This is a genomic window from Pseudomonas sp. AC255, assembly GCF_979258175.1.
On record NZ_OZ409841.1, the window covers coordinates 3,612,502 to 3,636,286 of the forward strand.

Annotated in this window: 22 protein-coding genes; 8 read left to right on the forward strand and 14 right to left on the reverse strand. The window is 59.9% G+C overall.

Going from position 1 to position 23,785, the window contains the following annotated elements; genetic code table 11:
* Positions 1-64: 64 nt before the first annotated feature.
* From ACZZ0K_RS16455 to ACZZ0K_RS16490, 8 genes are all read right to left on the reverse strand, one after another.
* On the reverse strand, positions 65-1,633 hold the full coding sequence (locus tag ACZZ0K_RS16455) for a flagellar hook-associated protein 3 (RefSeq protein WP_150636629.1): 1,569 nt from the start codon (positions 1,631-1,633) through the stop codon (positions 65-67).
* Between the two features lie 13 nt (positions 1,634-1,646).
* On the reverse strand, positions 1,647-3,692 hold the full coding sequence (gene flgK / locus ACZZ0K_RS16460; RefSeq protein WP_071171415.1) for a flagellar hook-associated protein FlgK: 2,046 nt from the start codon (positions 3,690-3,692) through the stop codon (positions 1,647-1,649).
* 25 nt (positions 3,693-3,717) lie between these two features.
* Positions 3,718-5,034: a flagellar assembly peptidoglycan hydrolase FlgJ gene (gene flgJ / locus ACZZ0K_RS16465; protein ID WP_024012084.1), complete on the reverse strand. Its 1,317-nt coding sequence runs from the start codon at positions 5,032-5,034 to the stop codon at positions 3,718-3,720.
* A gap of 11 nt (positions 5,035-5,045) precedes the next feature.
* Complete coding sequence (locus ACZZ0K_RS16470) at positions 5,046-6,134, reverse strand: flagellar basal body P-ring protein FlgI (protein ID WP_024012083.1); 1,089 nt, start codon at positions 6,132-6,134, stop codon at positions 5,046-5,048.
* Positions 6,135-6,161: 27 nt separating this feature from the next.
* Positions 6,162-6,857, reverse strand: a complete 696-nt coding sequence (flgH, locus tag ACZZ0K_RS16475; protein WP_016771110.1) for a flagellar basal body L-ring protein FlgH — start codon at positions 6,855-6,857, stop codon at positions 6,162-6,164.
* Positions 6,858-6,908: 51 nt separating this feature from the next.
* Positions 6,909-7,694, reverse strand: coding sequence for a flagellar basal-body rod protein FlgG (flgG, locus tag ACZZ0K_RS16480; RefSeq protein ID WP_016771111.1), 786 nt, complete (start codon positions 7,692-7,694; stop codon positions 6,909-6,911).
* Positions 7,695-7,739: 45 nt separating this feature from the next.
* Positions 7,740-8,480: a flagellar basal body rod protein FlgF gene (locus ACZZ0K_RS16485; protein WP_016771112.1), complete on the reverse strand. Its 741-nt coding sequence runs from the start codon at positions 8,478-8,480 to the stop codon at positions 7,740-7,742.
* A gap of 344 nt (positions 8,481-8,824) precedes the next feature.
* Positions 8,825-10,387 carry a sigma-54-dependent phenylalanine hydroxylase transcriptional regulator PhhR gene (locus tag ACZZ0K_RS16490; protein ID WP_016771113.1) on the reverse strand — a complete coding sequence of 521 codons (1,563 nt, stop codon included), beginning with the start codon at positions 10,385-10,387 and terminating at the stop codon, positions 8,825-8,827.
* A gap of 393 nt (positions 10,388-10,780) precedes the next feature.
* On the opposite strand from ACZZ0K_RS16490, the gene phhA reads away from it, so the two are divergent.
* From phhA to ACZZ0K_RS16520, 6 genes are all read left to right on the forward strand, one after another.
* Positions 10,781-11,572, forward strand: a complete 792-nt coding sequence (gene phhA, locus ACZZ0K_RS16495) for a phenylalanine 4-monooxygenase (protein ID WP_041478990.1) — start codon at positions 10,781-10,783, stop codon at positions 11,570-11,572.
* A gap of 114 nt (positions 11,573-11,686) precedes the next feature.
* Positions 11,687-12,043 carry a 4a-hydroxytetrahydrobiopterin dehydratase gene (locus ACZZ0K_RS16500; protein WP_016771115.1) on the forward strand — a complete coding sequence of 119 codons (357 nt, stop codon included), beginning with the start codon at positions 11,687-11,689 and terminating at the stop codon, positions 12,041-12,043.
* Positions 12,043-13,236 (forward strand): amino acid aminotransferase, encoded by a 1,194-nt coding sequence (locus tag ACZZ0K_RS16505; RefSeq protein WP_258707771.1) that lies wholly within the window; start codon positions 12,043-12,045, stop codon positions 13,234-13,236. The genes ACZZ0K_RS16500 and ACZZ0K_RS16505 overlap by 1 nt, the downstream gene beginning before the upstream one ends.
* Before the next feature lie 264 nt (positions 13,237-13,500).
* On the forward strand, positions 13,501-13,632 hold the full coding sequence (locus tag ACZZ0K_RS16510) for a hypothetical protein (RefSeq protein ID WP_016771117.1): 132 nt from the start codon (positions 13,501-13,503) through the stop codon (positions 13,630-13,632).
* A 70-nt stretch (positions 13,633-13,702) separates the two neighbouring features.
* On the forward strand, positions 13,703-13,885 hold the full coding sequence (locus ACZZ0K_RS16515) for a hypothetical protein (RefSeq protein WP_039761215.1): 183 nt from the start codon (positions 13,703-13,705) through the stop codon (positions 13,883-13,885).
* 112 nt (positions 13,886-13,997) lie between these two features.
* Complete coding sequence (locus ACZZ0K_RS16520) at positions 13,998-15,182, forward strand: MFS transporter (protein ID WP_258708194.1); 1,185 nt, start codon at positions 13,998-14,000, stop codon at positions 15,180-15,182.
* A 64-nt stretch (positions 15,183-15,246) separates the two neighbouring features.
* On the opposite strand, the gene ACZZ0K_RS16525 is transcribed toward ACZZ0K_RS16520, so the two are convergent.
* The 3 genes from ACZZ0K_RS16525 to ACZZ0K_RS16535 all read right to left on the reverse strand — a co-directional run bounded on the left by ACZZ0K_RS16525 (position 15,247) and on the right by ACZZ0K_RS16535 (position 18,758).
* The gene (locus ACZZ0K_RS16525; RefSeq protein ID WP_463559207.1) at positions 15,247-16,566 is read right to left on the reverse strand and encodes a hypothetical protein; all 1,320 of its coding nucleotides are present in this window, start codon (positions 16,564-16,566) and stop codon (positions 15,247-15,249) included.
* Between the two features lie 142 nt (positions 16,567-16,708).
* A complete protein-coding gene (arfB, locus tag ACZZ0K_RS16530; protein ID WP_016771119.1) occupies positions 16,709-17,122 on the reverse strand; it encodes an alternative ribosome rescue aminoacyl-tRNA hydrolase ArfB in 414 nt (137 codons plus the stop codon).
* Positions 17,123-17,345: 223 nt separating this feature from the next.
* On the reverse strand, positions 17,346-18,758 hold the full coding sequence (locus ACZZ0K_RS16535) for an amino acid permease (RefSeq protein ID WP_252868992.1): 1,413 nt from the start codon (positions 18,756-18,758) through the stop codon (positions 17,346-17,348).
* Between the two features lie 892 nt (positions 18,759-19,650).
* Between ACZZ0K_RS16535 and ACZZ0K_RS16540 the strand changes: the two genes are divergently transcribed.
* On the forward strand, positions 19,651-19,788 hold the full coding sequence (locus ACZZ0K_RS16540; RefSeq protein ID WP_003222780.1) for a hypothetical protein: 138 nt from the start codon (positions 19,651-19,653) through the stop codon (positions 19,786-19,788).
* A 71-nt stretch (positions 19,789-19,859) separates the two neighbouring features.
* Complete coding sequence (locus ACZZ0K_RS16545) at positions 19,860-20,825, forward strand: M29 family metallopeptidase (protein WP_024012077.1); 966 nt, start codon at positions 19,860-19,862, stop codon at positions 20,823-20,825.
* 290 nt (positions 20,826-21,115) lie between these two features.
* Here ACZZ0K_RS16545 and rluB read toward each other — a convergent pair whose 3' ends face one another.
* The 3 genes from rluB to scpB all read right to left on the reverse strand — a co-directional run bounded on the left by rluB (position 21,116) and on the right by scpB (position 23,780).
* Positions 21,116-22,336: a 23S rRNA pseudouridine(2605) synthase RluB gene (rluB, locus tag ACZZ0K_RS16550; RefSeq protein WP_463559208.1), complete on the reverse strand. Its 1,221-nt coding sequence runs from the start codon at positions 22,334-22,336 to the stop codon at positions 21,116-21,118.
* A gap of 142 nt (positions 22,337-22,478) precedes the next feature.
* The gene (locus ACZZ0K_RS16555) at positions 22,479-22,670 is read right to left on the reverse strand and encodes a DUF1289 domain-containing protein (RefSeq protein ID WP_016771121.1); all 192 of its coding nucleotides are present in this window, start codon (positions 22,668-22,670) and stop codon (positions 22,479-22,481) included.
* A 144-nt stretch (positions 22,671-22,814) separates the two neighbouring features.
* Complete coding sequence (gene scpB, locus ACZZ0K_RS16560) at positions 22,815-23,780, reverse strand: SMC-Scp complex subunit ScpB (RefSeq protein WP_258707769.1); 966 nt, start codon at positions 23,778-23,780, stop codon at positions 22,815-22,817.
* Positions 23,781-23,785: the final 5 nt, after the last annotated feature.

Consider the following 23,785-nt stretch of genomic DNA (forward strand, 5'->3'; position numbering starts at 1 on the left):
TGATACCGCAAAAAATCATTAACAGAGGGACAACGTCAGCGGGCGCGCACGCGCCCGCCAACCATCAGATCTTGTTGAACAGCCCCAACTGACTGATCTTGCTGAACGCCAGTTGCGCGGCTTGCAGCATGGTCTGTTGCAGGGTCAGACGGGTCATGACTTCAGCCGGATCGGAATCACGAATCGAACCCTGGGTCGTGCTGTTCGCCGTGGTCAGGCTGTCGTTGGTAATGGTCTGCATGTCCAGCGCCTGGCCGCGCGCACCAATGGTGGTGACTGCGGTGCCGATCTGGTTGGAAGCTGCATCGATGTTGCCGAGGCCTGCCTCCATCGCGCCCTGCAATTTCTGCTTGGCAACCGGGTCACCGTCGACTGGCGTATTCAGCGCGGTGATCATCTGGCCCAGAGTGTCGAGCACGTTCTGGGTCTGATGATTGTTCGGCTGGATCGAGAACTGATCACCAGCGGCCGGCGCGCTGCCCAGGGCGAAAGTCACACCGGCAGCGGTGGCGTTACCGCCGGCGACCGTGCCCGAGGAAACCGGCTTGCTGTCGGCGGTCACTGGCGCGGCATACAGATCGAAATCGGTGGCGCTGGTGAACTTGAGCACCGCGCCGCCCTGCGGGAACGCTGCGGTGTAGGCTGCCTGATCGGTGATGGTCGAACCGGTGATCACGCTGGTCGACGGGTTACCCGGATTACGCGTGGTGGTGAACGAGTCCGGCGAGGCCGACAGCTGAAAACTGTGCCCTGCGATAACGGCGTCCGGATTGGTATCGCCAGCCTTCAGGTTGACGTTCAGCTTGAGGTCGACACCACGGAAGCTGACAGTCTGGTTGGCGCCGGTGCTGTTGCTGATCAGGCCATTCTGGCTGGCCTCGGCAGTCACATCGTTACCCAAGGCATCGGTGATTTTCAGCTGGGTGCTGCTGACGAAATCGATGGTATACGGCTGCCCGGCGGTGAACTTGGCGTCGTAGGTGGCGGCAGTGCCGACGGTGCCGTTGGACAGCACGACACGGCCGTCATCCACAGCTGGCGCAGTCATTTTGGTGTTGGTGCGGCCGGTGTTGATGGTCTGCTGGAACGCGTCCCAACCGGTGGTGTTGGTACCCACGGTCATGCCGTCGCCGATGCCCAGATCGATGGTGGTCTGGTCGCCGTTGTAGCTGAACGTGCCGTCAGAATTCTTCGAATACGGCGCGGTATCGGTTTTCGAACCGGAGAACAGGTAGTTGCCGTTGGCATCCTTGGCGTTCATCAGGCCCAGCACTTGCTGTTGGATCTCACCCAGTTCCGAGGCATATGCCTGGCGGTCCTTGTCGGTGATGGTGCCGTTGTTCGCGGCCAGCGCCAGCTCTTTGGCTCGCGCAAGCGCCGTGGTAATCGAATCCAGAGTGGACTCCTGCACGGTCAAGGCGCTTTTGGTGGTGTTGACGTTGGTCTTGTACTGATCGAGCATCGCCGCCTGCTGGCCCAGCTGCAGCAAGCGCCCGGCACCGATCGGATCATCGGCGGCAGTGTTGATGCGTTGCAGGCTGCTCGCCTCGCTCGCGGTAGCGACAGCCTTGTTGAAGTTACGCTGATAATCCGAAGCTTGCGTTCCGTAATACTGGGCGGTGGAAATGCGCATGAATTACGACTCCTTAAAGGCTGTTGATCAGCGTGGCGAAAGTTTCCTGCGCAGCTTTGATGATCTGCGAAGACGCTGTGTAGTACTGCTGGTACTTGACCAGGTTGCCGGTTTCTTCGTCCAGGTTGACCCCGGACAACGAATCGCGGGCACCCTTGGCGTTCTCCAGAATCGCCGTGGTTGCGGCGCTGTCGGACTTGCCTTGGGCGGTCTTGGTACCGACGTTGGTCACCAGGGTGTTGTAGGCGTCGGTCAGGCTGATGCCCTTGCTCGCCGAACCGGTGTCCACGGTCTGTTTGGTTTGCAACGCGACCAGTGCCTGGGCGTTGCGGTTGTCCGAAGACGCCGCACCGGTCAGGTTCATGGTGAAGGTCTCGCCGGTTTTCGGCGTGCCGCCCACGGTGGTCTGCACGGTGAAGGTCTTCTGTACGTTCGGCGTGACGGTAGTGTCCATCACCGGGTTGCCGCTGGCATCGACGATGCCGACTTTCAGGTTCAGCGTGTTCGACTGGCCAGGCACGATGGTGCCGGTGCCGATGGTCGCGCCCTTGGCGTCGACCAGGTTGTACGACTGGCTGCCACCGCTGGCTGCACCGAATACCAGTTTGACCGGCGTTGAATTCTTCAGCGCCGCCTGCATGTCAGCCTGGGCGGTCGGGTTGTAGATATCGATCTTGTCGCTGAGCGTCGGCTGGGTGTAAGTGCCCAGACCGTTGGCGCTGGCGACGCCGGTCAGCGGACCTGCCGCAGCGATTTTCTTCGGATCGGTCAGGACCGTCTGAATGCTCGCCGCCGCGTTGCGGGTCGGCGTGATTTTGAACGAGTCACCCGCGCTCAGCGCGCCGCCGTTCAAGGCCAGGGTGAAGCCGTCGATCACTGGCGGCGGATTGGTCGTGGTGCTGAATGCACCCAGATCGGTGCCGTCGGAACGTTTGACGGTGTAATCGGTAGCGCTGGTGAAGGTCACCTGATAATCGCTGGTGGTCAGCTTGCCGGTGTCCTTGATGGTCACATCGAGGTTGCCCGAACCGGCGCTGTTGCCATCCTTCGCAATGCTGCGCTGACTGATCAGGGCGGCACTGTTGATGTTGTTGAAAATCGCCGCGCCGAAGTCACCGTTCTTGTCGATGCCCTGGGCTTGCTGGCTGTTGATCTGATCGGCAATCACCAGGGCCACGCGACCGAGCTCGTTGAGCGATGGGTCGAGGACTTCCTTGCGATAGGTCAGCAGACCGCCGATTTCGCCGCCGCTGATCACCGAAGTGATGTCGATGGTGCTCGAACCGCGATCCATCTGGATCGACATGCGCGACGGGTCGGTCTTGCTCGCGACCATGCTCAGGCTGTTGGTGGTGTTGCCGATGACCAGCGGCTGGCCGCTGCCGACATAAATGTCGAAGCTGGTGCCGCGCTCGACGACTTGCGCACCGGTAAGCTCGGAGAGTTGACGCACGGCTTCGTTACGGCTGTCGAGCAGGTCGTTCGGCGCCCCGCCGCTGGTGGAGATTTCGCCGATCTTCTGATTGAGATTGGCAATCGCCGTGGCGAGTTTGTTCACCTGGGCGGTCATGTCACCGAGGCTGCCGTTGATCGTGGTGTTCTGATCGTTGAGCTGCTTGGCCAGGGTATTGAAGCGGCTGGTCAGCGCCTGCGCGCCGGTCAGCACCGACTGACGCGAAGTGTCATCGGTGGCCGACGTCGATACGCCCTGCATCGAGGTGAAGAATTTCTGCAGCACACCGGTCAGGCCGGTGTTGGTGTCCGACAGCATGGCGTCCAGCGGCGTCGCCTGCTTGAGGAAAGCTGCCGATTCGCTGTCCAGCGACGTCGCGGTGTGCAGCTGCGATTCCAGGTACGAGTTGTACACCCGGCGCACGTCGGCCAGGGTCGTGCCCGTACCGATGAAAACGCTGCCGTACTGCTGCGAGGACTTGGTGCCCTGCACGGTTTGCTGACGTGAATAACCGGCGGTGTCGACGTTGGCAATGTTGTTGCCTGTCGTAGCCAGAGAGGACTGGCTGGCCGACAGTCCCGACATCCCGATATTGAGCAAACTCATGGTTCAGACCTTATTACCTGGTGCCTTATAAAGGCGTGGTGGAGACACCCGCCGCAGCGTAGTTTTCAAAACTGTTCATCTGCTTGGCAATTTGCGAAATCTTCGTCGCGTAGTTCGGGTCGGTGGCGTAACCGGCCTTCTGCAACTCGCGTACAAACTGTTCTGGGTTATCGGCCGACTTCAGCACTTCTTGATAGCGATTGTTGCTCTGCAGCAACGTCACCAGATCGTGGAAGCTGTCCTTGTACGAGGCATAGGAACGGAACTCGGCCGTCTCCTTGACCATCGCGCCATTGCGGAACTCGCTGGTGATCGCGCGGGCCGAATCGCCCTTCCAGTTGCTGCTCGCCTTGATGCCGAACAGGTTGTGGCTGCTGCTGCCATCCTGGGCGCGCATGACCGATTTGCCCCAGCCGGTTTCCAGTGCCGCTTGCGCCACCAGATAACGCGGATCGACGCCGATGCGGTCAGCGGCTTCCTTGGCCATCGGCAACATGGTGTTGACGAATTCGTCGGCGGAACTGAAGGCCTTCTTCGCCGGTGCCAGCGGAATCTGCGCCATGGCGCGGCCGTAGACCTGCATCTGCCCGCCAGCGGCTTTCTGCTCTTCAGCACGGGCCAGCCAGTCACCGTTGTACAACGCGCCGGAGCCTGTGACGGCGGTAGTCGTGGCCCGTTGCGGCAAGGCGTTGGTCGCTGCCGCCGCAGTGCTGGCAGTGGCCGCGCTCGGTGCCGACGGCACCAGACCGGCGAGCAAGCGATCGGCCAGTTTCGGCGGCAGCGCCAGACGCCGCTGGTTGATCAGCGCCATGTCGTTGCGATGGGAAATATCGGTGTTGTTCGGCGCATGCACCGAGCGCGATGCCCACAACGGACGCTCGCCGTTGACGCGGGACAGCGGACCGGTGGCGACGGTGCCGGCGGCAATCGGCGTCGGTACGGCGGCGGCCTTGGCCAGCGCTTCCTGCTGCTTGGCGGCGGACGCGGCTGCAGCCTCGCCCGGCGCCATCGGTTTGTTCTTCGACATCTGCCGGATCAGCACATCGGCCAGACCGATACCACCGCCCTCGCGGGACATGGAAACCGCCAGTTGCTGGTCGTACATTTCCTGATACTGCTTGGCCGCCGGCGTGTTCAGCGGGTTGTCCTGACCAAGCGCTTCGGTGGCCGAGCGCATCGACTTGAGCATTTCGCCGAGGAACAGCGACTCGAATTCCTGCGCCACCTTGCGCATGTTTTCGTCGCTGTTCTTGTCGCCGACCTTGAGCTGGTTCAGACGATTGAGGTCGGAGTAGGAACCCGAATCGCTGCTGCTGACCAGACCGCTTTTGCGCATATCCATGGTGGCCGGCCTCAGATCACGATCAGGTCGGCTTGCAATGCGCCGGCCTGCTTCAGAGCTTCGAGAATCGCCATCAGGTCACCCGGTGCTGCGCCGACCTGGTTCACCGCACGGACGATCTCGTCGAGGGTGGTGCCCGGGCCGAACTTGAACATCGGTTTGGCTTCCTGTTCGGCATTCACTCGCGAGCGCGGTACGACGGCGGTCTGGCCGTTGGACAGCGGGCCAGGCTGGCTGACGATCGGGTCTTCGGTGATGGTCACGGTCAGGCTGCCGTGGGTCACGGCGGCTGGCGACACTTTCACGTTCTGGCCGATGACGATGGTGCCGGTACGCGAGTTGATTATGACTTTCGCCACCGCCTGACCCGGATCGATTTCGAGGTTCTCCAGGATCGACAGGTAGTCGACGCGCTGGCTCGGATCCAGTGGCGCAGTGACCCGCACCGATCCGCCGTCGATGGCTTGTGCGACGCCAGGGCCGAGCATGTCGTTGACCTTGTCGACGATGCGCTTGGCGGTGGTGAAGTCGGAGCGGTTGAGGTTCAGCGTCAGGCTGTTGCCCTGGTTGAAACCGCTCGGCACCGCACGCTCCACCGAGGCACCGCCAGGGATGCGACCGGCCGACGGAACGTTGACGGTAATCTTCGAACCATCGCGGCCTTCAGCGTCGAAACCGCCAACCACGAGATTGCCCTGAGCGATCGCATAGACGTTGCCGTCGATACCCTTGAGCGGCGTCAACAGCAAGGTGCCGCCACGCAGGCTCTTGGAGTTACCGATCGAGGACACGGTGATGTCGACCTGCTGACCCGGTTTGGCAAACGCTGGCAGATCGGCGCTAACCGACACCGCCGCGACGTTCTTCAACTGCACGTTGCCCGATCCCGGCGGCACCTTGATGCCGAACTGCGAGAGCATGTTGTTGAAGGTCTGCAGGGTGAACGGAGTCTGCGTCGTCTGGTCACCGGTGCCGTTAAGCCCGACCACCAGGCCATAACCGATCAACTGGTTGGAGCGCACGCCGGAAATGCTGGCGATGTCTTTCAGCCGCTCGGCGTGTGCGGTGAACGCCGCAGACATCAACAACGCGGCCACCATAAGGCTCTTGAAATTCAAAGTCGCCACCTAGAAAGGGAACAGCGGGCTGAGGAAGAAACGGTCGAACCAGCCTGGCTGACTCGTATCGGCAAACGCGCCGGTACCCGAGTAGGTGATGCGCGCATCGGCGACACGGGTCGACGACACGGTGTTGTCGGTCGCGATGTCATCGGCGCGGACCATACCGGCGATGCGCACCAGTTCGTCACCGGTGTTGAGCGTCAGCCACTTCTCGCCACGCACGGCGATGATGCCGTTGGGCAGCACGTCGGCCACGGTCACGGTGATCGAACCGGTCAGGCTGTTGCTCTGCCCGGACTTGGCGTCGCCCTTGGTCGAACGGTCGGCGCTGTAGCCGGCGTTGAGGCTCAGGTCACCGCCACCAATCGGGTTGTTGGTGGTCAGGCTGGAGCCGAACAACGAGGTCAGACCAATCGAGTTATCGCTGTTCTTGTCCATCTGCGAGTTGGCGTTCTTGCTCGCCTGGGTGCGCTCGTTCAGGGTGATGGTGATGATGTCACCGACCCGGAACGCCTTGCGGTCGCTGTACAGGTTCTGCTCGAAGCCGGCCTGATAGATCGAGCCGTTATTGGCAGCCGCCGGCAACGGTGTGCGCGGCAACACCGGGGCGTAGTAAGGGTCATTGGGCTTGGGCGTCGGGGCGACGCAGCCCGCGAGCGAGACGACCCCACTCAATGCCAGAACAGATACAAAGCGCTTCATGACCCTACCTCACGGTGTTGCTGGCGACCTCAGGCCGCCCCAAAGACTGGATTACAGATTCTGCGTTACGAACGAGAGCATCTGGTCGGCGGTGGAGATCACCTTGGAGTTCATCTCGTAGGCGCGTTGAGTGGTGATCATGTTGACCATCTCTTCAACGGTGCTGACGTTCGAGGTTTCCAGGGTGTTCTGCAGCGTGGTACCGAAACCGTTCAGGCCCGGGGTGCCGATCTGTGGCGCGCCGGAAGCAGCGGTTTCCAGGAACAGGTTGTTGCCCACTGCTTGCAGACCGGCCGGGTTGATGAAGTCGGCGGTCTGCAGGTTGCCGATCACTTGCGAGGCCGGGTTGCCGGCGATGGTGATCGACACGGTGCCGTCACGGCCGACAGTGAAGGTCTGCGCATCGTTCGGGATGATGATCGCCGGTTCCAGCGCGAAACCGCTGGCGTTGACGATCTGGCCATTGGAGTCGAGGTGGAAAGTACCGTCACGGGTGTAGGACGTGGTGCCGTCCGGCTGCAGGATCTGGAAGAAACCGCGACCGTCGATGGCCATGTCCAGCGGCTGCTCGGTGGTTTGCAGGCTGCCGGCGGTGAAGTTTTTCTGGGTGCCCACAATGCGCACACCGGTACCCACTTGCAGACCCGACGGCAGTTCGCTGTCCTGGGTCGACTGAGCGCCTGGCTGACGCTTGATCTGATAGAGCAAGTCCTGGAACTCGGCACGGTCACGTTTGAAACCCGTGGTCGAAACGTTCGCCAGGTTGTTGGAAATGGTGGTCAGGTTGGTGTCCTGGGCGGACAGACCGGTTTTGGCAACCCATAGAGCCGGAAGCATTCGATTCTCCTCGTGCGCCTGTTTTACGGCGCGACGTTCTGATAATTAGCTGATCTGCAAGACCCGAGCCATGGCCTGGTCGTCGTCTTTGGCGGTGTTCATCATCTTGACGTGCAACTCGAATTGCTTGGCCAGGGCCAGCACCGAAGTCATTTCTTCCACGGCATTGACGTTGCTCGACTCAAGGAAACCCGAGACCAGTTTGACGTTGGCGTCGGCTTGCGCCGGCTGGCCGTCCTTGGTGTAAATCGAACCGTCGAGGCCTTTGTTCATGTTCTTGATGTCCGGGTTGACCAGCTTGATCCGGTCGACTTCGGCCATGACGCGCGGACCTTCGCCCATTGCGCGAATGCTGATGGTGCCGTCTTCACCGACTTCGACCTGCTGCTCGGGCGGCACAGCGATCGGGCCGCCATTACCGATCACCGGCATGCCGTTGCCGGCGCGCAGTACTCCGAGGGCATCGATGTTGAGGCTGCCGGTACGCACGTAGCTTTCACCACCGCTGGGGTTTTGCACGGCGATGAAACCGTTGCCGGATACCGCGACGTCGAGTTCACGACCGGTCTGCACCAGCGAGCCCGGCGTGAAGTCGGTGGCAGGACGTTCGCTCATGGCAAACGCGCGCGCCGGAAAGCTGTCACCGAATACCGGCATCGAACGCGCCTGCTCGAGGTCGCGCTGAAAGCCGTTGGTGGAAATGTTCGCCAGGTTGTTGGCATGCGCCCGCTGGGCCAGTGCGTTCTGGCTGGCGCCGGTCATTGCCACATAAAGGTACTTGTCCACAGTGTTTCCTCTGCATGCCGGACGTTTGCCGCCCACCGCTGTACTGCTCAGCCATAAGCAATTTGCAGACCAACTTTTTATTGGCGGGGGAAGGCCCGGTAAACATGGGACTTGAGGGGATCGGAGGGGGAATCTGAAATGGGTCGAAGACGAAAAACCGGCGGTGTCATGCCGGTTAGTGGCAATCCTGAGTTCGGCGGGGGATGGAGATCCTGTGGCGAGGGGATTTATCCCCGTTCGGCTGCGCAGCAGTCGCCAAGCCTGCAAATGAGGTCGCTGGGAAGAAAAAGCGGGGCGGCTTCGCCGCCCATCGGGGATAAATCCCCTCGCCACAAAGGCTCTATTTAGCTTTCGGAGGTTTTGCCAACCTCATACTCACGCAGCTTGTTGGCAATGGTGGTGTGCGAAACACCGAGTCGCTTGCCCAACTGCCGACTGCTTGGATGCTCGGAATACAGCCGTTCCAGCACCGCTTTCTCGAAGCGCCCGACGATCTCGTCCAGACTGCCGTCGAGGGAAAAATCGCCAAGCGGCTGACGCACGCCGTAATCCGGCAGGCGAATATGTTCGGCCTTGACCGTGCCGCCGTCGCACAGGGAAACCGCCTGGAACAGCACGTTCTCCAGTTGCCGCACATTGCCCGGCCAGTGGTAATGGCTGAGGCGATCCATCGCCGCCGGGGCCAGTTTCGGCAGCGGACAGCCGATCTGCCGACTGGCCTGGTCGAGAAAGTGTTCAACCAGCGGCGTCAGACCGTCGAGGCACTCGCGCAGCGGCGGGATGTGCAGCGACAGCACGTTCAAGCGGTGATAGAGATCCTGACGAAACTCACCGCGCGCGCACAATTCGGACAAGTCCACCTGCGTCGCGCAGATCACCCGCACGTCCAGATACACCTCTTCATCACTGCCGACGCGACGGAAGCAACCGTCCTGAAGAAAGCGCAGCAATTTGACCTGCAAACGCGGGCTCATCTCGCCGACGCCATCGAGAAACAGCGTGCCGCCAGCGGTCAATTCGAGCAGGCCAAGCTTGCCCTCAGCGCGAGCGCCTTCGAAGGCGCCGGGGCCGTAGCCGAACAACTCGGTCTCGGCCATCGACTCCGGCAGTCCGGCGCAGTTGAGCGCCATCAACGGTGACTGTCCGCGCGGGCTGGCGAGGTGGCAGGCGCGCGCCAGCAATTCCTTGCCAGTGCCGGTTTCGCCTTCTATTAATAGCGGCGCATCCAGCGGCGCCATGCGCCGCGCTTCGCGGACCACAGCGGCCATGACTTTCGAGCTTTGAAAGATGCTGTCGAACCCGCGCAGTTCCTGCTTGCGCACATTGTAGATTCGCTCGCCGACACGGTCGGCGCGATGCAGAGTCAATACGGCGCCGGCCATGGCCTCGCTGTCGTCGTGTTCCGATTGCAGCGGCGCGATGTCAGCGAGAAAGATGTCGCCCTTGACCTTGACCCGCATGCCGTTGATTCGCGATTTGTTGGCGCGCACCAATTCCGGCAAATCGAAATCCTCGGCGTAGCGCGACAGCGGAATCCCCGGCACTTCATCGACACGCACCCCGAGCAACTGCGCCGCCGCGCGATTGGCCGCAACGATCGAACCGCCCATGTCGATCGACAGCACCGGAAATTCCAGCGCGCCGAGCAACGCATTCAGTTCCATGTGCCGGCGCTCGCTGGGCATCAGCCCGACGCGCTTGACCCCGAACACCCCGCCGATTGCCTCGAACTTCGGCCGCAACGCCTGGAACTGGATGTTGATCAGATTCGGGCAGTGCAGGTAGATCGCATTGCCATGCTCACCACCCACCTCGCCGCGTGCGACGTTGATCCCGTACGCTACCAGCAGATTGAGGATGTCACGCAGGATGCCGATGCGATTCTGGCAGTGGACTTTGATGCGCATAGAAAAAGGCCCGACAGGTTTGAGAGGTAAACACATTTCTCTGTGGCAGCGAGCCTGCTCGCGAAGGCGCCAGCACATCCAGTATCGATGTGTCAGACAGACCGCTTTCGCGAGCAGGCTCGCTCCCACAGGGTTCTGTGGCGCGCCCGGGGCAGATGTTTCTGTCGAGGCATGCAGATAGTTGTCAAGATTATGTGACAGCCCCGACCCTTTTCAAACCCGCCAATCACCGTAATTGCGCATTACCCGACAAAGCGTAACGATAACTTTACGAAATACGCAGAATTTTCCTACGCACACACCGGTCAACATGCTGCACGCCCTGTCACTCTCGGGTATTCCTTTAGCCATCGCTGGACATAACAAAAACGAATTTCCTAGCAGGAGAGCAGCATGAAGCAGACGCAATACGTGGCTCGCGAGCCCGATGCGCAAGGTTTTATCGACTACCCCGCCGAAGAACATGCGGTGTGGAACACGCTGATCACTCGCCAGTTGAAGGTGATTGAAGGTCGTGCGTGCCAGGAATATCTGGACGGTATCGAAAAACTCGGTCTGCCCCACGACCGCATTCCGCAACTGGCCGAGATCAACAAAGTCCTCGGCGAGACCACCGGCTGGCAGGTTGCCCGGGTGCCGGCGCTGATTCCCTTTCAGACGTTTTTCGAGTTGCTTGCCAGCAAGCAATTCCCCGTCGCCACCTTCATACGTACCCGCGAAGAACTCGACTATCTGCAAGAGCCCGACATCTTTCACGAGATCTTCGGCCACTGCCCGCTACTGACCAACCCCTACTTCGCTGAATTCACCCACACCTACGGCAAGCTCGGCCTGCAGGCGACCAAGGAAGAGCGCGTGTATCTGGCCCGGTTGTACTGGATGACCATCGAATTCGGTCTGGTCGACACCCCGCACGGCAAGCGCATCTACGGCGGCGGGATTCTGTCTTCGCCGAAAGAAACCGTTTACTGCCTGTCGGACGAGCCCGAGCATCAGCTCTTCGATCCGCTGGAAGCCATGCGCACGCCGTATCGCATCGACATCCTGCAACCGCTGTACTTCGTCCTGCCCAATCTCAAGCGCCTGTTCGATGTGGCCCATGAAGACATCATGGCCATGGTTCGCCAGGGCATGCAGCTGGGCTTGCACGCGCCGAAATTTCCGCCGAAACCCAAAGCCGCCTGAACCGCGACTTTTGCTGACAATTGCGTCTGTCCGTCGCCGCCACTTTGCTTTAGCGTGACGGCATTGACGGCACACGCGCTTTAATAAAAACACACTCGTTTTCAGGAATACACCATGTCGACTTTGAACCAAGCCCACTGCGAAGCCTGCCGCGCCGATGCGCCACAAGTCAGCGACGAAGAACTGCCGATCCTGATCAAGCAGATCCCTGACTGGAACATCGAAGTACGCGACGGCATCATGCAGCTGGAAAAAGTTTTCCTGTTCAAGAACTTCAAACACGCGCTGGCGTTCACCAACGCCGTGGGCGAGATCTCCGAGGCCGAAGGTCACCACCCGGGCCTGCTGACCGAGTGGGGCAAAGTCACCGTGACCTGGTGGAGCCATTCGATCAAAGGCCTGCACCGCAACGACTTCATCATGGCTGCGCGCACTGACGAAGTAGCGAAGACCGCAGAAGGACGCAAGTGATGCACTTCGACGCCATCGGCCGGGTCCCCGGCGACCCGATTCTCGGTTTGATGGAGGCCTATGCGCAGGATGCCAATCCGCGCAAGTTCGACCTTGGCGTTGGCGTCTACAAGGATGCCCAGGGCCTGACGCCGATTCCCGAAGCGGTGAAAATCGCCGAAGCGCGACTGGTCGAAAGTCAGGACACCAAGACTTACATCGGTGGTCACGGCAACCCGTTGTTCGGCAAGGTCATCAATGAACTGGTGCTCGGCGCCGACTCACAACTGATCACCGAACAACGCGCCGGCGCCACCCAGACCCCGGGCGGCACCGGCGCCCTGCGTCTGGCTGCCGACTTCATCGCCCAATGCCTGCCGGGCAAAGGCGTGTGGTTGAGCAACCCGACCTGGCCGATCCACGAAACCATTTTCGCCGCCGCCAAGGTCAAGGTCAGCCACTACCCTTATGTGGGCAGTGACAATCGCCTCGACGTCGAAGCGATGCTCGCCGTGCTCAGGGAAGTGCCGAAGGGCGACGTGGTGCTGCTGCATGCGTGCTGCCACAACCCGACCGGTTTCGATCTGAGCCATGACGACTGGAAGCGCGTGCTTGAAGTGGTGCGCAGCCGCGATCTGCTGCCGCTGATCGACTTTGCTTATCAGGGTTTTGGCGATGGCCTGGAGCAGGACGCCTGGTCGACCCGATTGTTCGCGGCACAGCTGCCGGAGCTGTTGATCACCAGTTCCTGCTCGAAGAACTTCGGCCTGTATCGCGACCGTACCGGGGCACTGATCGTCTGCGCGACCAGCGCCGACAAGCTCATCGACATCCGCAGCCAACTGGCCAACATCGCCCGCAATCTGTGGTCGACGCCGCCGGATCACGGCGCGGCGGTGGTCGCGACCATCCTCGCCGATCCAGAGCTGAAAGCGCGCTGGGCCGATGAAGTGGAAGCGATGCGTCTGCGGATCGCCCAGCTGCGCAGCGGTCTGGTCGAAGCGCTGGAACCCCACGGTTTGCGCGAGCGCTTCGCGCACATCGGTGTGCAACGCGGGATGTTCTCCTACACCGGCCTGTCGCCGGAACAGGTGAAAACCCTGCGCGAGCGGCACAGCGTGTACATGGTCAGCTCCGGCCGCGCGAACGTCGCCGGCATCGACGCCACCCGCCTCGCATCGCTCGCCGACGCCATCGCCGACGCCTGTAAATAGCCCACTATGCTCGTTCCCACGCTCCGCGTGGGAATGCAGCCCGGGACGCTCCGCGTCCCAACAGCGGACGCAGAGCGTCCATTGAGGCATTCCCACGCAGAGCGTGGGAACGATCAGCAGACCCAGCGCTTGCCTCCCCTGCGGCCATCTGTCGCATTAATTTGAATTAAAAGTCTGATTGTCATTTTTCCTGCTGTATCCTGCGCAGGCTTTGTAAAGCGCGGAGCACCTGATCTATCAACAGACTTAGCGAGGAGCGCACCCATGCACGAGATTCCCAATCTCCCCTTCCCAAGCCTGCACGTACCTGAGCAGACGACCCCGCAACACGCCGGCGCTGAAAAGCCCGAGCCGCAAGAAGCCGCTGACAGCCGCAAAGCCGACAGCGAAGAGTAAGACCCGCCGTACAGACCGTGTGGAAAGCGCTAACATGCGCTTTCCACACTGCCTGAAACCCGAGCCCGCCATGACCGACGAATTCTCCGAAAGCCAAGCTGCCGTGCTGATCGGCGCCACCGAGAAGATGATCGAGATCTGGAATCGCCTCTCACCCGAGAAACAGGCCGCCCTGCTCGAGCGTTTCGGCAGCGAAGAAAACGCCCTCGCCGCCCTCGTCACCACGCAACTGGTCGCCCCGGCGAAATCCTGAAAGCGCCGCCCGGCAAATAGTTTTACTTTTCCCCGCCCCTGAACGGTTCACGCCGGTATCATGAGCAGCCTATCTAATCTGCTGCTCCCGTGGATCGTTACCCATGTCGTCTATATCCGAGCCCCAGCGTCCGCTGGCGGTTACGCTGCAAGTAGTCTCCATCGTCCTCTTCACCTTTATCGGTTACCTGAACATCGGCATCCCGCTCGCCGTGTTGCCGGGCTATGTCCACAGTGACCTTGGTTTCGGCGCCGTGATCGCCGGGCTGGTGATCAGCGTGCAATACCTCGCCACCCTGCTCAGCCGCCCGTATGCCGGCAAGATCATCGACAACCAGGGCAGTAAACGCGCAGTGATGATTGGCCTCGCTGGTTGCGGCTTGAGCGGTGTGTTCATGCTGATTTCCGCGTGGACGCCGAACCTGCCGCTGCTCAGTCTGATCAGCCTCTTAATTGGCCGTCTGGTGCTGGGCAGCGCGGAAAGCCTGGTCGGTTCCGGTTCGATTGGCTGGGGCATCGGCCGGGTCGGCGCGGCGAATACGGCGAAAGTGATTTCCTGGAACGGCATCGCCAGTTACGGCGCCCTGGCGATCGGCGCGCCGTTCGGTGTGTGGCTGGTAAGCAGGTTGGGGCTGTGGAGCATGGGCGTGAGCATCATCCTCCTCGCCCTGCTCGGTCTGGCGCTGGCATGGCCGAAGACCGCCGCGCCGATCGTCGCCGGTGAACGCCTGCCGTTCATGCATGTGCTGGGCAAAGTCTTCCCCCACGGCTGCGGGCTCGCGCTGGGCTCGATCGGCTTCGGCACAATCGCCACTTTCATCACCCTGTACTACGCGACCCAGCACTGGGACAACGCCGTGCTGTGCCTGAGCCTGTTCGGCGCCAGCTTCATCGGCGCGCGGCTGCTGTTCGGCAACCTGATCAACCGCCTCGGCGGCTTCCGCGTGGCGATTGCCTGCCTGTCGGTGGAAACGTTGGGTTTGTTGTTGCTGTGGATCGCGACGGATGCGCATTGGGCACTGGCGGGCGCGGCGCTGAGCGGTTTCGGCTTCTCGCTGGTGTTCCCGGCGCTGGGCGTGGAGGCGGTGAATCTGGTGCCGGCCTCGAGCCGTGGCGCGGCGGTCGGTGCCTATTCACTGTTCATTGATTTGTCGCTGGGGATCACCGGGCCGCTGGCCGGGGCGATCGCAGCAGGATTCGGTTTTGCTTCGATCTTCCTGTTCGCCGCATTTGCAGCGTTGAGCGGTTTGATTCTGAGTGCGTATTTGTTCCGAGTTGCGCCAAAGCACCACTTTTAGGCATCGCGCATGGTTGGCCATTCAGACGGCGCTGAACGGCCAACACAATTTTCGCTGGCGGGCCTTAACCATTTAAACGGACGATGGCAAAACTATCGGGCGCTCCTTGCACGCTCGAAATGAATACAATTTTGCGATCCTGCTGAAGCACAAGATCATGAATCACTTCTCCTTTGGGCAACAGCACCTTCCCTTCATCACCAAACGCCTCATCCCAGCCCATATCCTGCTCAATACTGGCAATGAATGCCTGGCTGCCTTCTTCCCGACGCAAGTCAGCCAGCCCGGCCAAGACGATAGTTGATGCCGAATTATAAAGAGCTGCTTTCAATACATGAATATCATTAAAGTCTGCACTTATAGCAGCCGTCCATCCTTGCGATCCAAAATGGGGATCCTCTTCACCATTAATCCCGCGACGTTGAAGCTGGAGAAACAGATACTGCGGAACGCCATTGTCGGACGTACCTGCCAGGTAAAACTGAGATCTATCGTCACGCTTCAAAATCAAATTCTTTACTGAGGGCAGCCCCTCGTAATAACCGTTGATGCCAAAGCTATAGTCAACATCACCCTGAGCATCATATCTGCCGACAAACCAACTTTTATCATGAATACCCGCTGAAGCCGCGACGAGATAATTATCTCCCTGTCGAACAAGATCCTCCCCAGTGACCGCAAGATTTGCACCTTCTTTGACAATTCTCAGCCACCCGTCATTTCCGAACTCTTGATTAAGAGCACCGTCATTTTTCACTTTTACTACATAGGCGAGATCAAACAACCCATTATTATCAAGTGAGGTCAGAAGCAAAACTCCTCCGTCGCCCATCAACTCCATGGCGCCATGGTAGTCGCGACCTCTGGCAGTCAATGTGCTCTTCGCTTCTTGCAGAGCAGAACTTTCTGGCGCCACATCCTGCATGTCCGGACTCCAGATCATGACGCCTTTGTTGCCAAATGACACATCAAGCTGCCCATTCAACTCAAATCGGGCCAACCCGCTAGCGCGGTTAACGCCTTCTTTCTGGACGAAGAATCCCATTACATATTTGCGGAGACTGATATCAAATTTTACGCTGTAAGGCAGCGCCAAGCCCCATTCATAAAAAAGCTCCGAAAGTTTAAAGATAGCGACACCTGCCTCGCCAAAACTCTCGTCGATAACGCCTCGTCCATCCAGCATAAACAAGTAAGTCACCCCCAACTCTTCAGAGCTTGCGCCACAGAGAATCCTGCCTGGCTCAGTAAGAGCGGTGACGGTCCGCACCTGAAGACGCCGCTGACCTGTTCCATATAGATAAACTTTACTACCAACCCCAAAAGAATAATCGGGAGTGCCACGTCCGGCTTGTTGAATACTGAAATCAAATGAGCGCTTCATATACTTTCCTTAAGCGAAGGAAAAACAGAACTCATTAAATCTATTTCAACAACAAATGGCACCTGTCAGATATGACAGTTGGCTAGATTAAAACACTATAAAAAGGCAATAAAACTACCAAATGCTCGCCCAGATTGACGTTTTAAAAATCCACTTTGCCGCGCCCGGCCTTGATACTGCCGCGCTTGGTTTTCGACTCCAGCCGACGCTTCTTCGAGCCGAGGGTCGGCTTGGTCGGGCGGCGTTTCTTTTCCACTTTGGTGGCGCTGAGAATCAGCTCGACCAGCCGCTCCAGCGCATCGGCGCGGTTGGCTTCCTGGGTTCGGTATTGCTGCGCCTTGATGATCAGCACGCCGTCGCTGGTGATACGACTGTCACGCAGGGCCAGCAGGCGTTCCTTGTAGAACTCCGGCAAAGACGAGTTGGGAATGTCGAAGCGCAAGTGCATGGCGCTGGAGACCTTGTTGACATTCTGCCCACCGGCGCCTTGCGCGCGGATGGCGGTCAATTCGATCTCGGCATCCGGCAGATGCACGTTGTTGGAAATCACCAGCATGGAAAAGCGTCCGTAATCAGAGCGTGCAGGATAACCCGATTCACTCAACCTCTGTGGGAGCGAGCCTGCTCGCGAAGGCGGTGTGTCAGTCGATGCAGATGTTTCTGATGGACCGCTTTCGCGAGCAGGCTCGCTCCCACAGGGTTCGGTGTGATGCCAGATTTTTCCATTTCAAAACAACAAACCCGGCACTTGGCCGGGTTTGCTGTTTCTGCTTGAGCGGTTACTTGGCGATCACTGGCAGCGCCTGCTGGGCACTGCGCTTGTTCTTGATCAGGTAGCAGACCCACATGAACACCACCCACACCGGAATCGCGTACACCGAGATCTGAATTCCCGGGATCAGCAGCATAACGCCGAGGATGAACACCACGAACGCCAGGCAGACGAAGTTGCCGTACGGGTACCACAGCGCCTTGAACAGCGGCGTCTGTCTGGTCTGGTTCATGTGCTGGCGGAATTTGAAGTGCGAGTAGCTGATCATCGCCCAGTTGATCACCAGCGTCGCAACCACCAGCGACATCAGCAGTTCCAGCGCGTGCTGCGGGATCAGGTAGTTGAGCAACACGGCAACCAGCGTTACTGCCGCCGAAGCCAGAATCGAACGCACCGGCACGCCGCGCTTGTCGATCTTCGCCAGAGCTTTTGGCGCATCGCCCTGCTCGGCCATCCCCAGCAGCATACGGCTGTTGCAGTAGGTGCCGCTGTTGTATACCGACAGCGCGGCGGTCAGCACGACGAAGTTGAGGATGTGCGCGGCGGTGTTGCTGCCGAGCATCGAGAACACTTGTACGAACGGGCTGCCGCTGTAGGAATCACCCGAGGCGTTGAGCGTTTCCAGCAGGCTGTCCCAAGGAGTCAGCGACAGCAGGATCACCAGCGCGCCGATGTAGAAAATCAGGATGCGGTAGATCACCTGGTTGATCGCTTTCGGAATCACGGTTTTCGGCTTGTCGGCTTCAGCGGCGGTGAAACCGAGCATTTCCAGACCGCCGAAAGAGAACATGATGATCGCCATGGCCATCACCAGACCGCTCACCCCGTTGGGAAAGAAACCGCCGTGGGACCACAGGTTGCTCACCGAGGCTTGCGGGCCGCCATGGCCGCTGACCAGCAGGTAGCTGCCCAGCGCGATCATGCCGACGATGGCCACAACCTTGATGATCGCAAACCAGAATTCGGCTTCACCGAAGACTTTGACGTTGGCCAGGTTGATCGCGTTGATCAGCACGAAGAATGCAGCAGCGGAGACCCAGGTCGGGATGTCCGGCGCCCAGTAATGGATGTACTTGCCGACCGCTGTCAGCTCGGACATGCCCACCAGAATGTACAGAATCCAGCAGTTCCAGCCCGAGAGGAAACCGGCGAAACCGCCCCAGTATTTGTGGGCGAAGTGGCTGAAGGAACCGGCCACCGGCTCTTCGACGATCATTTCGCCGAGCTGGCGCATGATCATGAAGGCGATGAAGCCGCAAATGGCGTAGCCGAGGATCATCGACGGGCCGGCGGATTTCAGTACCCCGGCAGAACCGAGGAACAATCCGGTACCGATCGCGCCACCGAGGGCGATCAGTTGAATATGGCGATTTTTCAGGCCGCGTTTAAGCTCGCCTGATTGCGAGGGTTGTCCACTCATGAAAAAGGTCTCACGCAAGGTTTGATGATGTTCAGTAGACGTTGCTGCAAGGTTGCGATTTCAGGCAGCCCCGATCAAACCCCAGCGCAGGCACCAGGAGTTCAGCTCATTTACAACGGTCATGCGTCACCTGTTTGTTTTTATCTGTGACGAAATCGAACCCGGCACGCTTGTGGCGCGGCGGAGTGAACAAGGCGGATAGCCTCGAGATTTTTGCGATTACGCAGAGGGTCACAGTTAAAACGCGGCGCATTGTACACCGCTAACCCCCTGCTGCCAGACCCGCCTGATCAGCGTGTCGGTTGCCGGGATTGCGCGTGTCCGCCTCGACAGTGCCGAGCGGCTGCAAAATATGAGTCAGGCCTTTGCAGGCCATCGACTGGGACGAGGAAAAAACCGTCCCACGGGGAGAAGTGGAAATCAGTCGCGGCGTACATTGCGCCTCCTTCTTGTTATTCGCCTGCACGACAGGCATGGGGCGCATAACACCCTGCCTGAAAGCTGGAAACAAGCGCGCCAGAGCCTTGCGCGGCAGCTGTTCTCCCGGCTTACGGAAGCTTTTCCTTACAACCGATGCGGAGGCGGGAAATCACCGCTCCGGCGGGGCCTATTCGTCACGTTTTGTTTACAACGCGTAACGAATATCTTCCGAATCAGAAATTTCCGAAGGATGTCTGCATATTGACGGTAGCTAGCTTGCTATCAATTTCGCCTGCCTAGTTTTTTGTTTTCAAAAAAGAAAATCGATCCTGAAAAACAGAACAAAAAGTCTATTTAAAAATTAAATGGATAAAATTTTGCATTCGCAAAAAGCCTCAACTAGGTTTCTCACGTCTCACCGGCCACCTCGACCGGTCAGTCATAAACCGTGAAATTCTCTAGGAGATCGACCATGCAAGCACTGGAAAAAGACTTGGATACCGAACTGCAACTGGACGAATGGTTTGAAGCGCCAACCCATGAGGCCGCTGTGGAAATGATGCAAGCCGACGCGGTGGTTCCGTTCGGCACGGCGATGTGGCCTCTGTAAGACATCCCGGGCAGGCACGGTCCGGCCGGTCGTGCCTGCCGCTTCATTCCCCGGTCAGTCAGGGAGGATTCATGGACAAGCCCCGCGCCATCTCGCATTTCCTTTACTACCTCGAACATCACCCTGCCCTCGCCGGCCTCGACTCGGCGAAGGTCATGCTTGGCCACACCGCCGATTACGAAGCCCTGACCGGCGCCATTGCCGAACAGGCCGGCGAGCATCCGCGCTTTCAGTTCAGTGCCCGGCGTCTGGACCTGGAAAGCACCGCAGCGCTGTCCGAGGCAATTGCCGACAGCGATCTGTACATTTTCTTCTACGACTCTTCCACCCTGCCCAACCCACGCCCCGACGGCCCGGAATTCGTCCGCGCACTGCAAGCGGTGATGGCGGAAAACTGGAAGAAGTCGCTGCTGTTCAAGGATTACGGCGACTATTTCTACGACACCTTCAGCATCACCCCGCAACGCATCGCCGGACTCAACAGTCACTTGATCCAGCGCATGTCCCAGGCGACCACGCTGAGTTTCAAGGATGACCACGGCTCATGGTTCGAAACGCCGATGAGCAGCATCAAGAAGTGGACCGACATCAACGGCGTCGGCAACTTCGACCTCGCCCCCGGCGAAATCGCCACCCATAGCGAAGCCATCAATGGCCACGTGAAGTTCAAGGGCACCTTCCTCAGCACCATCCCGTTCGCGCGCAAGTACGGCGTGCTGGAATCACCGCTGGAGCTGTGGATCGAGAACTCGACCATCAGCCGCATCGCCACCGACGTGCCGGGGCTGGAACATGATTTCAACAAGTACCTGGATGCCAACCCGTCGAACCGGCGGATTGAGGAGTTGGGGATTGGCACAAACGAAGGCGTGAAGGATCTGTATGCGCGCAATGCCGGGTTTGAGGAGCGGCATTGTGGGTTGCATCTTGGATTAGGCGGTGGCGCCAAGGGCAGTCATCACCTGGACCTGATCTTTTCTGGCGGGGTGTTGGCGCTGGATGACAAGCCGGTGTTTGACGGGCGGTTTGTGTTTTAGGTGACTGACGCCTTCGCGAGCAGGCTCGCTCCCACAGGGGATTATGTAAGCCGCAGATGATCGTTCCCACGCTCCGCGTGGGAATGCAGCCCGGGACGCTCCGCGTCCCTTCCAAAGCCGAACGCGGAGCGTCCGTTGAGGCATCCCCACGCAGAGCGTGGGAACGATCGGTGTCAGCACAGACTTTCGTCCAGACAAAAAAAACGCCAACCCTGAGGTTGGCGTTTTTGCTTCAGCTTGTAGCTTGTAGCTTGTAGCTTGTAGCTTGCAGCTAGTAACTCACAGCTGCCTCACTCAGGCTTCTTGCGTCCAAAACCCGGGCGCTGACCGGAACCAGCCGGTGCGCCGCGACGCTTGCCCGAGGGCTTGTCGCCGTCGACCAGTTTGATTCCCGGACGCTTTGGCGCCGGTTTGGCCGGGCGCTTGTTGGTGGTGTCGGCTGGACGATCCGCCACTGGCGTACCGCGACCGGCAGGAGCGCCGCGTTCGCCACGCTCAGTACGGCCATTGGCCGGACGCGGTGCGCGCTCGCCGTCACGGGCAACTGGCTTGCGACCTGGACGCTCGCCTTCGATTTGCGGCTCGCGGCCCGGGCGTGGACCGGTCGGTGCGCCGGCGGCTGGACGCAGGGTGCGTACGCGCTCGGTCTTGGCCATCGGCCGCGACGATTTGCGCTGCATGCGTTCGAGCTTGTCCTTGCTCTTGGCGTTCAGCTGCGGCATTGCCACCGGCGTCAGGCCGACTTCGGCGCTGAGGACGTCGACTTCGTACTGGCTCATTTCGCGCCAGCGACCCATCGGCAGGTCGGAGTTGAGGAACACCGGACCGAAACGCACGCGCTTCAGACGGCTGACCACCAGACCTTGGGATTCCCACAGACGACGCACTTCACGGTTGCGCCCTTCCATGACCACGCAGTGGTACCAGTGGTTGAAACCTTCACCGCCCGGCGCCTGTTGAATGTCGGTGAAACGCGCCGGACCGTCTTCCAGCACCACGCCGGCCTTCAGGCGTTCGATCATCTCGTCGTCGACTTCACCGCGTACACGCACGGCGTACTCGCGGTCCATCTCGTAGGACGGGTGCATCAGACGGTTGGCCAGCTCACCGTCAGTGGTGAACATCAGCAGACCGGTGGTGTTGATGTCGAGACGGCCGATGTTGATCCAGCGGCCTTCTTTCGGACGCGGCAGCTTGTCGAACACGGTCGGACGGCCTTCCGGGTCGTCACGGGTGCAGATTTCGCCGTCGGGCTTGTTGTACATGATCACGCGGCGCACCGATTCGGCGGCCTCTTCGCGTTTGATCACTTTGCCATCGATGGTGATGGCGTCGTGCATGTCGACGCGCAGGCCGAGGGTGGCGTCTTTGCCATTGACCTTGATCCGGCCCTGGCTGATCCAGGATTCCACGTCACGGCGCGAGCCGACGCCGATACGGGCGAGGACCTTCTGCAGCTTTTCGCCTGCTGGGCCGATTTCCTGGTCGTCTTTCTGATTGATGTCACTCATCTGGGCACCTCCCGGTGTGGTCTTTTCAGGCGGCGCCTGAAGTATTGAAAACTGGGTCCAGGCCGAAGGGATCGGCGAAGGGTCGCGAATCATACGCGGATGTGCGCCGTCGCGCATCAGAGACTAGCTGATCGATTGCCGGTTATTTCTTTTTCCGCCGACCGGCACCACCCAGTTTGATCAGGCGCAGCGCGGCTTCGGCCAGCACGGTGCGCTTGTCGTCCTTGTCGAGTTTCTTCCAGGCCTTGATCTCGCGCTTGCTGCGACCGCAACCCAGGCAGATGTCGTCGGAGAATTTGCAGAGGCTGATACAGGGGTCTTTGGTTGAGCTCATCATCCTCTCCAGAAACACATCAAACCCTGTGGGAGCGGGCTTGCCCGCGATAGCGGAGTGTCAGTCAACATCATTGGATCTGACCCACGGCAATCGCGGGCAAGCCCGCTCCCACAAGGGTCTTCACTGGTTTCTCAATAGGCGTCAGTCTTCGAACTCGCGCCGTTCGGCTTCGATCGCCTCGGCCAGTGCGCGGGCTTCGGCTTCTTCTTCGCTGAGTTCCGGTTCAGGCTGTTCGAGGGCGGCAACGGCGGCCAGGAGTTTCTCGCGGGCCTCGGCGACGCCCAGGACGTCCTCTTCCGGTTCGGCGTCAGGCGCCGCTTCAAGTTCAACTTCAGCTTCAACAACCGGCGCGATGATCTCAGGCTCAGACACCGGCGCTTCGCCATCCACCGCATCACGCAGCAAGTCGTCAAAGTCGGTTTTGATGCCTTCTTCCATGCTGTCCAGCTCCAGCAGCAGGGAATGGAAACTGGTTTCTTCCTTCTCCTCCTCCGGCTCGGCGCTGGCGTCGGCCAGTTCCTGCAGACTCTGCGGCACCGGCGCGTCGTCGAAGTCGAGCACCGGTTCGGCTTCCATCTCGCGCAGTTCGGCCAGCGGCGGCAGGTCTTCGAGGTTTTTCAGGTTGAAGTGGTCGAGAAACGCCTTGGTCGTGGCGAACATAGCCGGTTTGCCCGGCACGTCCCGATAGCCGACGACGCGGATCCACTCACGCTCGAGCAAGGTCTTGACGATGTTGCTGTTGACCGCCACGCCACGCACGTCTTCGATCTCGCCACGGGTGATCGGCTGGCGATAGGCGATCAGCGCGATGGTCTCCAGCAACGCACGGGAATAGCGCTGCGGGCGTTCTTCCCAGAGACGGCCGACCCACGGTGAAAACTTCTCGCGGATCTGCAAGCGATAGCCCGACGAGACTTCCTTGAGTTCAAAGGCGCGGCCCTCGCAGGACTTGCCGAGCAGGGTCAGGGCTTTCTTGAAGACCGCCGGCTCCGGCCGCTCGCCTTCTTCAAACAGTTCATACAGGCGCTCAAGGGATTGCGGCTTTCCCGAGGCCAACAGAAAGGCTTCAAGCAGGGACGCCAGCTCGCGGGGTTCAGTCAGGTTCATACAGG

Excerpts from the sequence above, each read along its gene's own strand:
- ACZZ0K_RS16455 (WP_150636629.1), bottom strand. The coding sequence starts at position 1,633 with ATGCGCATTTCCACCGCCCAGTATTACGGAACGCAAGCTTCGGATTAT.
- flgK (WP_071171415.1), bottom strand. The coding sequence starts at position 3,692 with ATGAGTTTGCTCAATATCGGGATGTCGGGACTGTCGGCCAGCCAGTCC.
- flgJ (WP_024012084.1), bottom strand. The coding sequence starts at position 5,034 with ATGGATATGCGCAAAAGCGGTCTGGTCAGCAGCAGCGATTCGGGTTCC.
- ACZZ0K_RS16470 (WP_024012083.1), bottom strand. The coding sequence starts at position 6,134 with ATGGTGGCCGCGTTGTTGATGTCTGCGGCGTTCACCGCACACGCCGAG.
- flgH (WP_016771110.1), bottom strand. The coding sequence starts at position 6,857 with ATGAAGCGCTTTGTATCTGTTCTGGCATTGAGTGGGGTCGTCTCGCTC.
- flgG (WP_016771111.1), bottom strand. The coding sequence starts at position 7,694 with ATGCTTCCGGCTCTATGGGTTGCCAAAACCGGTCTGTCCGCCCAGGAC.
- ACZZ0K_RS16490 (WP_016771113.1), bottom strand. The coding sequence starts at position 10,387 with ATGCGCATCAAAGTCCACTGCCAGAATCGCATCGGCATCCTGCGTGAC.
- phhA (WP_041478990.1), top strand. The coding sequence starts at position 10,781 with ATGAAGCAGACGCAATACGTGGCTCGCGAGCCCGATGCGCAAGGTTTT.
- ACZZ0K_RS16500 (WP_016771115.1), top strand. The coding sequence starts at position 11,687 with ATGTCGACTTTGAACCAAGCCCACTGCGAAGCCTGCCGCGCCGATGCG.
- ACZZ0K_RS16505 (WP_258707771.1), top strand. The coding sequence starts at position 12,043 with ATGCACTTCGACGCCATCGGCCGGGTCCCCGGCGACCCGATTCTCGGT.
- ACZZ0K_RS16510 (WP_016771117.1), top strand. The coding sequence starts at position 13,501 with ATGCACGAGATTCCCAATCTCCCCTTCCCAAGCCTGCACGTACCTGAG.
- ACZZ0K_RS16515 (WP_039761215.1), top strand. The coding sequence starts at position 13,703 with ATGACCGACGAATTCTCCGAAAGCCAAGCTGCCGTGCTGATCGGCGCC.
- ACZZ0K_RS16525 (WP_463559207.1), bottom strand. The coding sequence starts at position 16,566 with ATGAAGCGCTCATTTGATTTCAGTATTCAACAAGCCGGACGTGGCACT.
- arfB (WP_016771119.1), bottom strand. The coding sequence starts at position 17,122 with ATGCTGGTGATTTCCAACAACGTGCATCTGCCGGATGCCGAGATCGAA.
- ACZZ0K_RS16535 (WP_252868992.1), bottom strand. The coding sequence starts at position 18,758 with ATGAGTGGACAACCCTCGCAATCAGGCGAGCTTAAACGCGGCCTGAAA.
- ACZZ0K_RS16540 (WP_003222780.1), top strand. The coding sequence starts at position 19,651 with ATGCAAGCACTGGAAAAAGACTTGGATACCGAACTGCAACTGGACGAA.
- ACZZ0K_RS16545 (WP_024012077.1), top strand. The coding sequence starts at position 19,860 with ATGGACAAGCCCCGCGCCATCTCGCATTTCCTTTACTACCTCGAACAT.
- rluB (WP_463559208.1), bottom strand. The coding sequence starts at position 22,336 with ATGAGTGACATCAATCAGAAAGACGACCAGGAAATCGGCCCAGCAGGC.
- ACZZ0K_RS16555 (WP_016771121.1), bottom strand. The coding sequence starts at position 22,670 with ATGAGCTCAACCAAAGACCCCTGTATCAGCCTCTGCAAATTCTCCGAC.
- scpB (WP_258707769.1), bottom strand. The coding sequence starts at position 23,780 with ATGAACCTGACTGAACCCCGCGAGCTGGCGTCCCTGCTTGAAGCCTTT.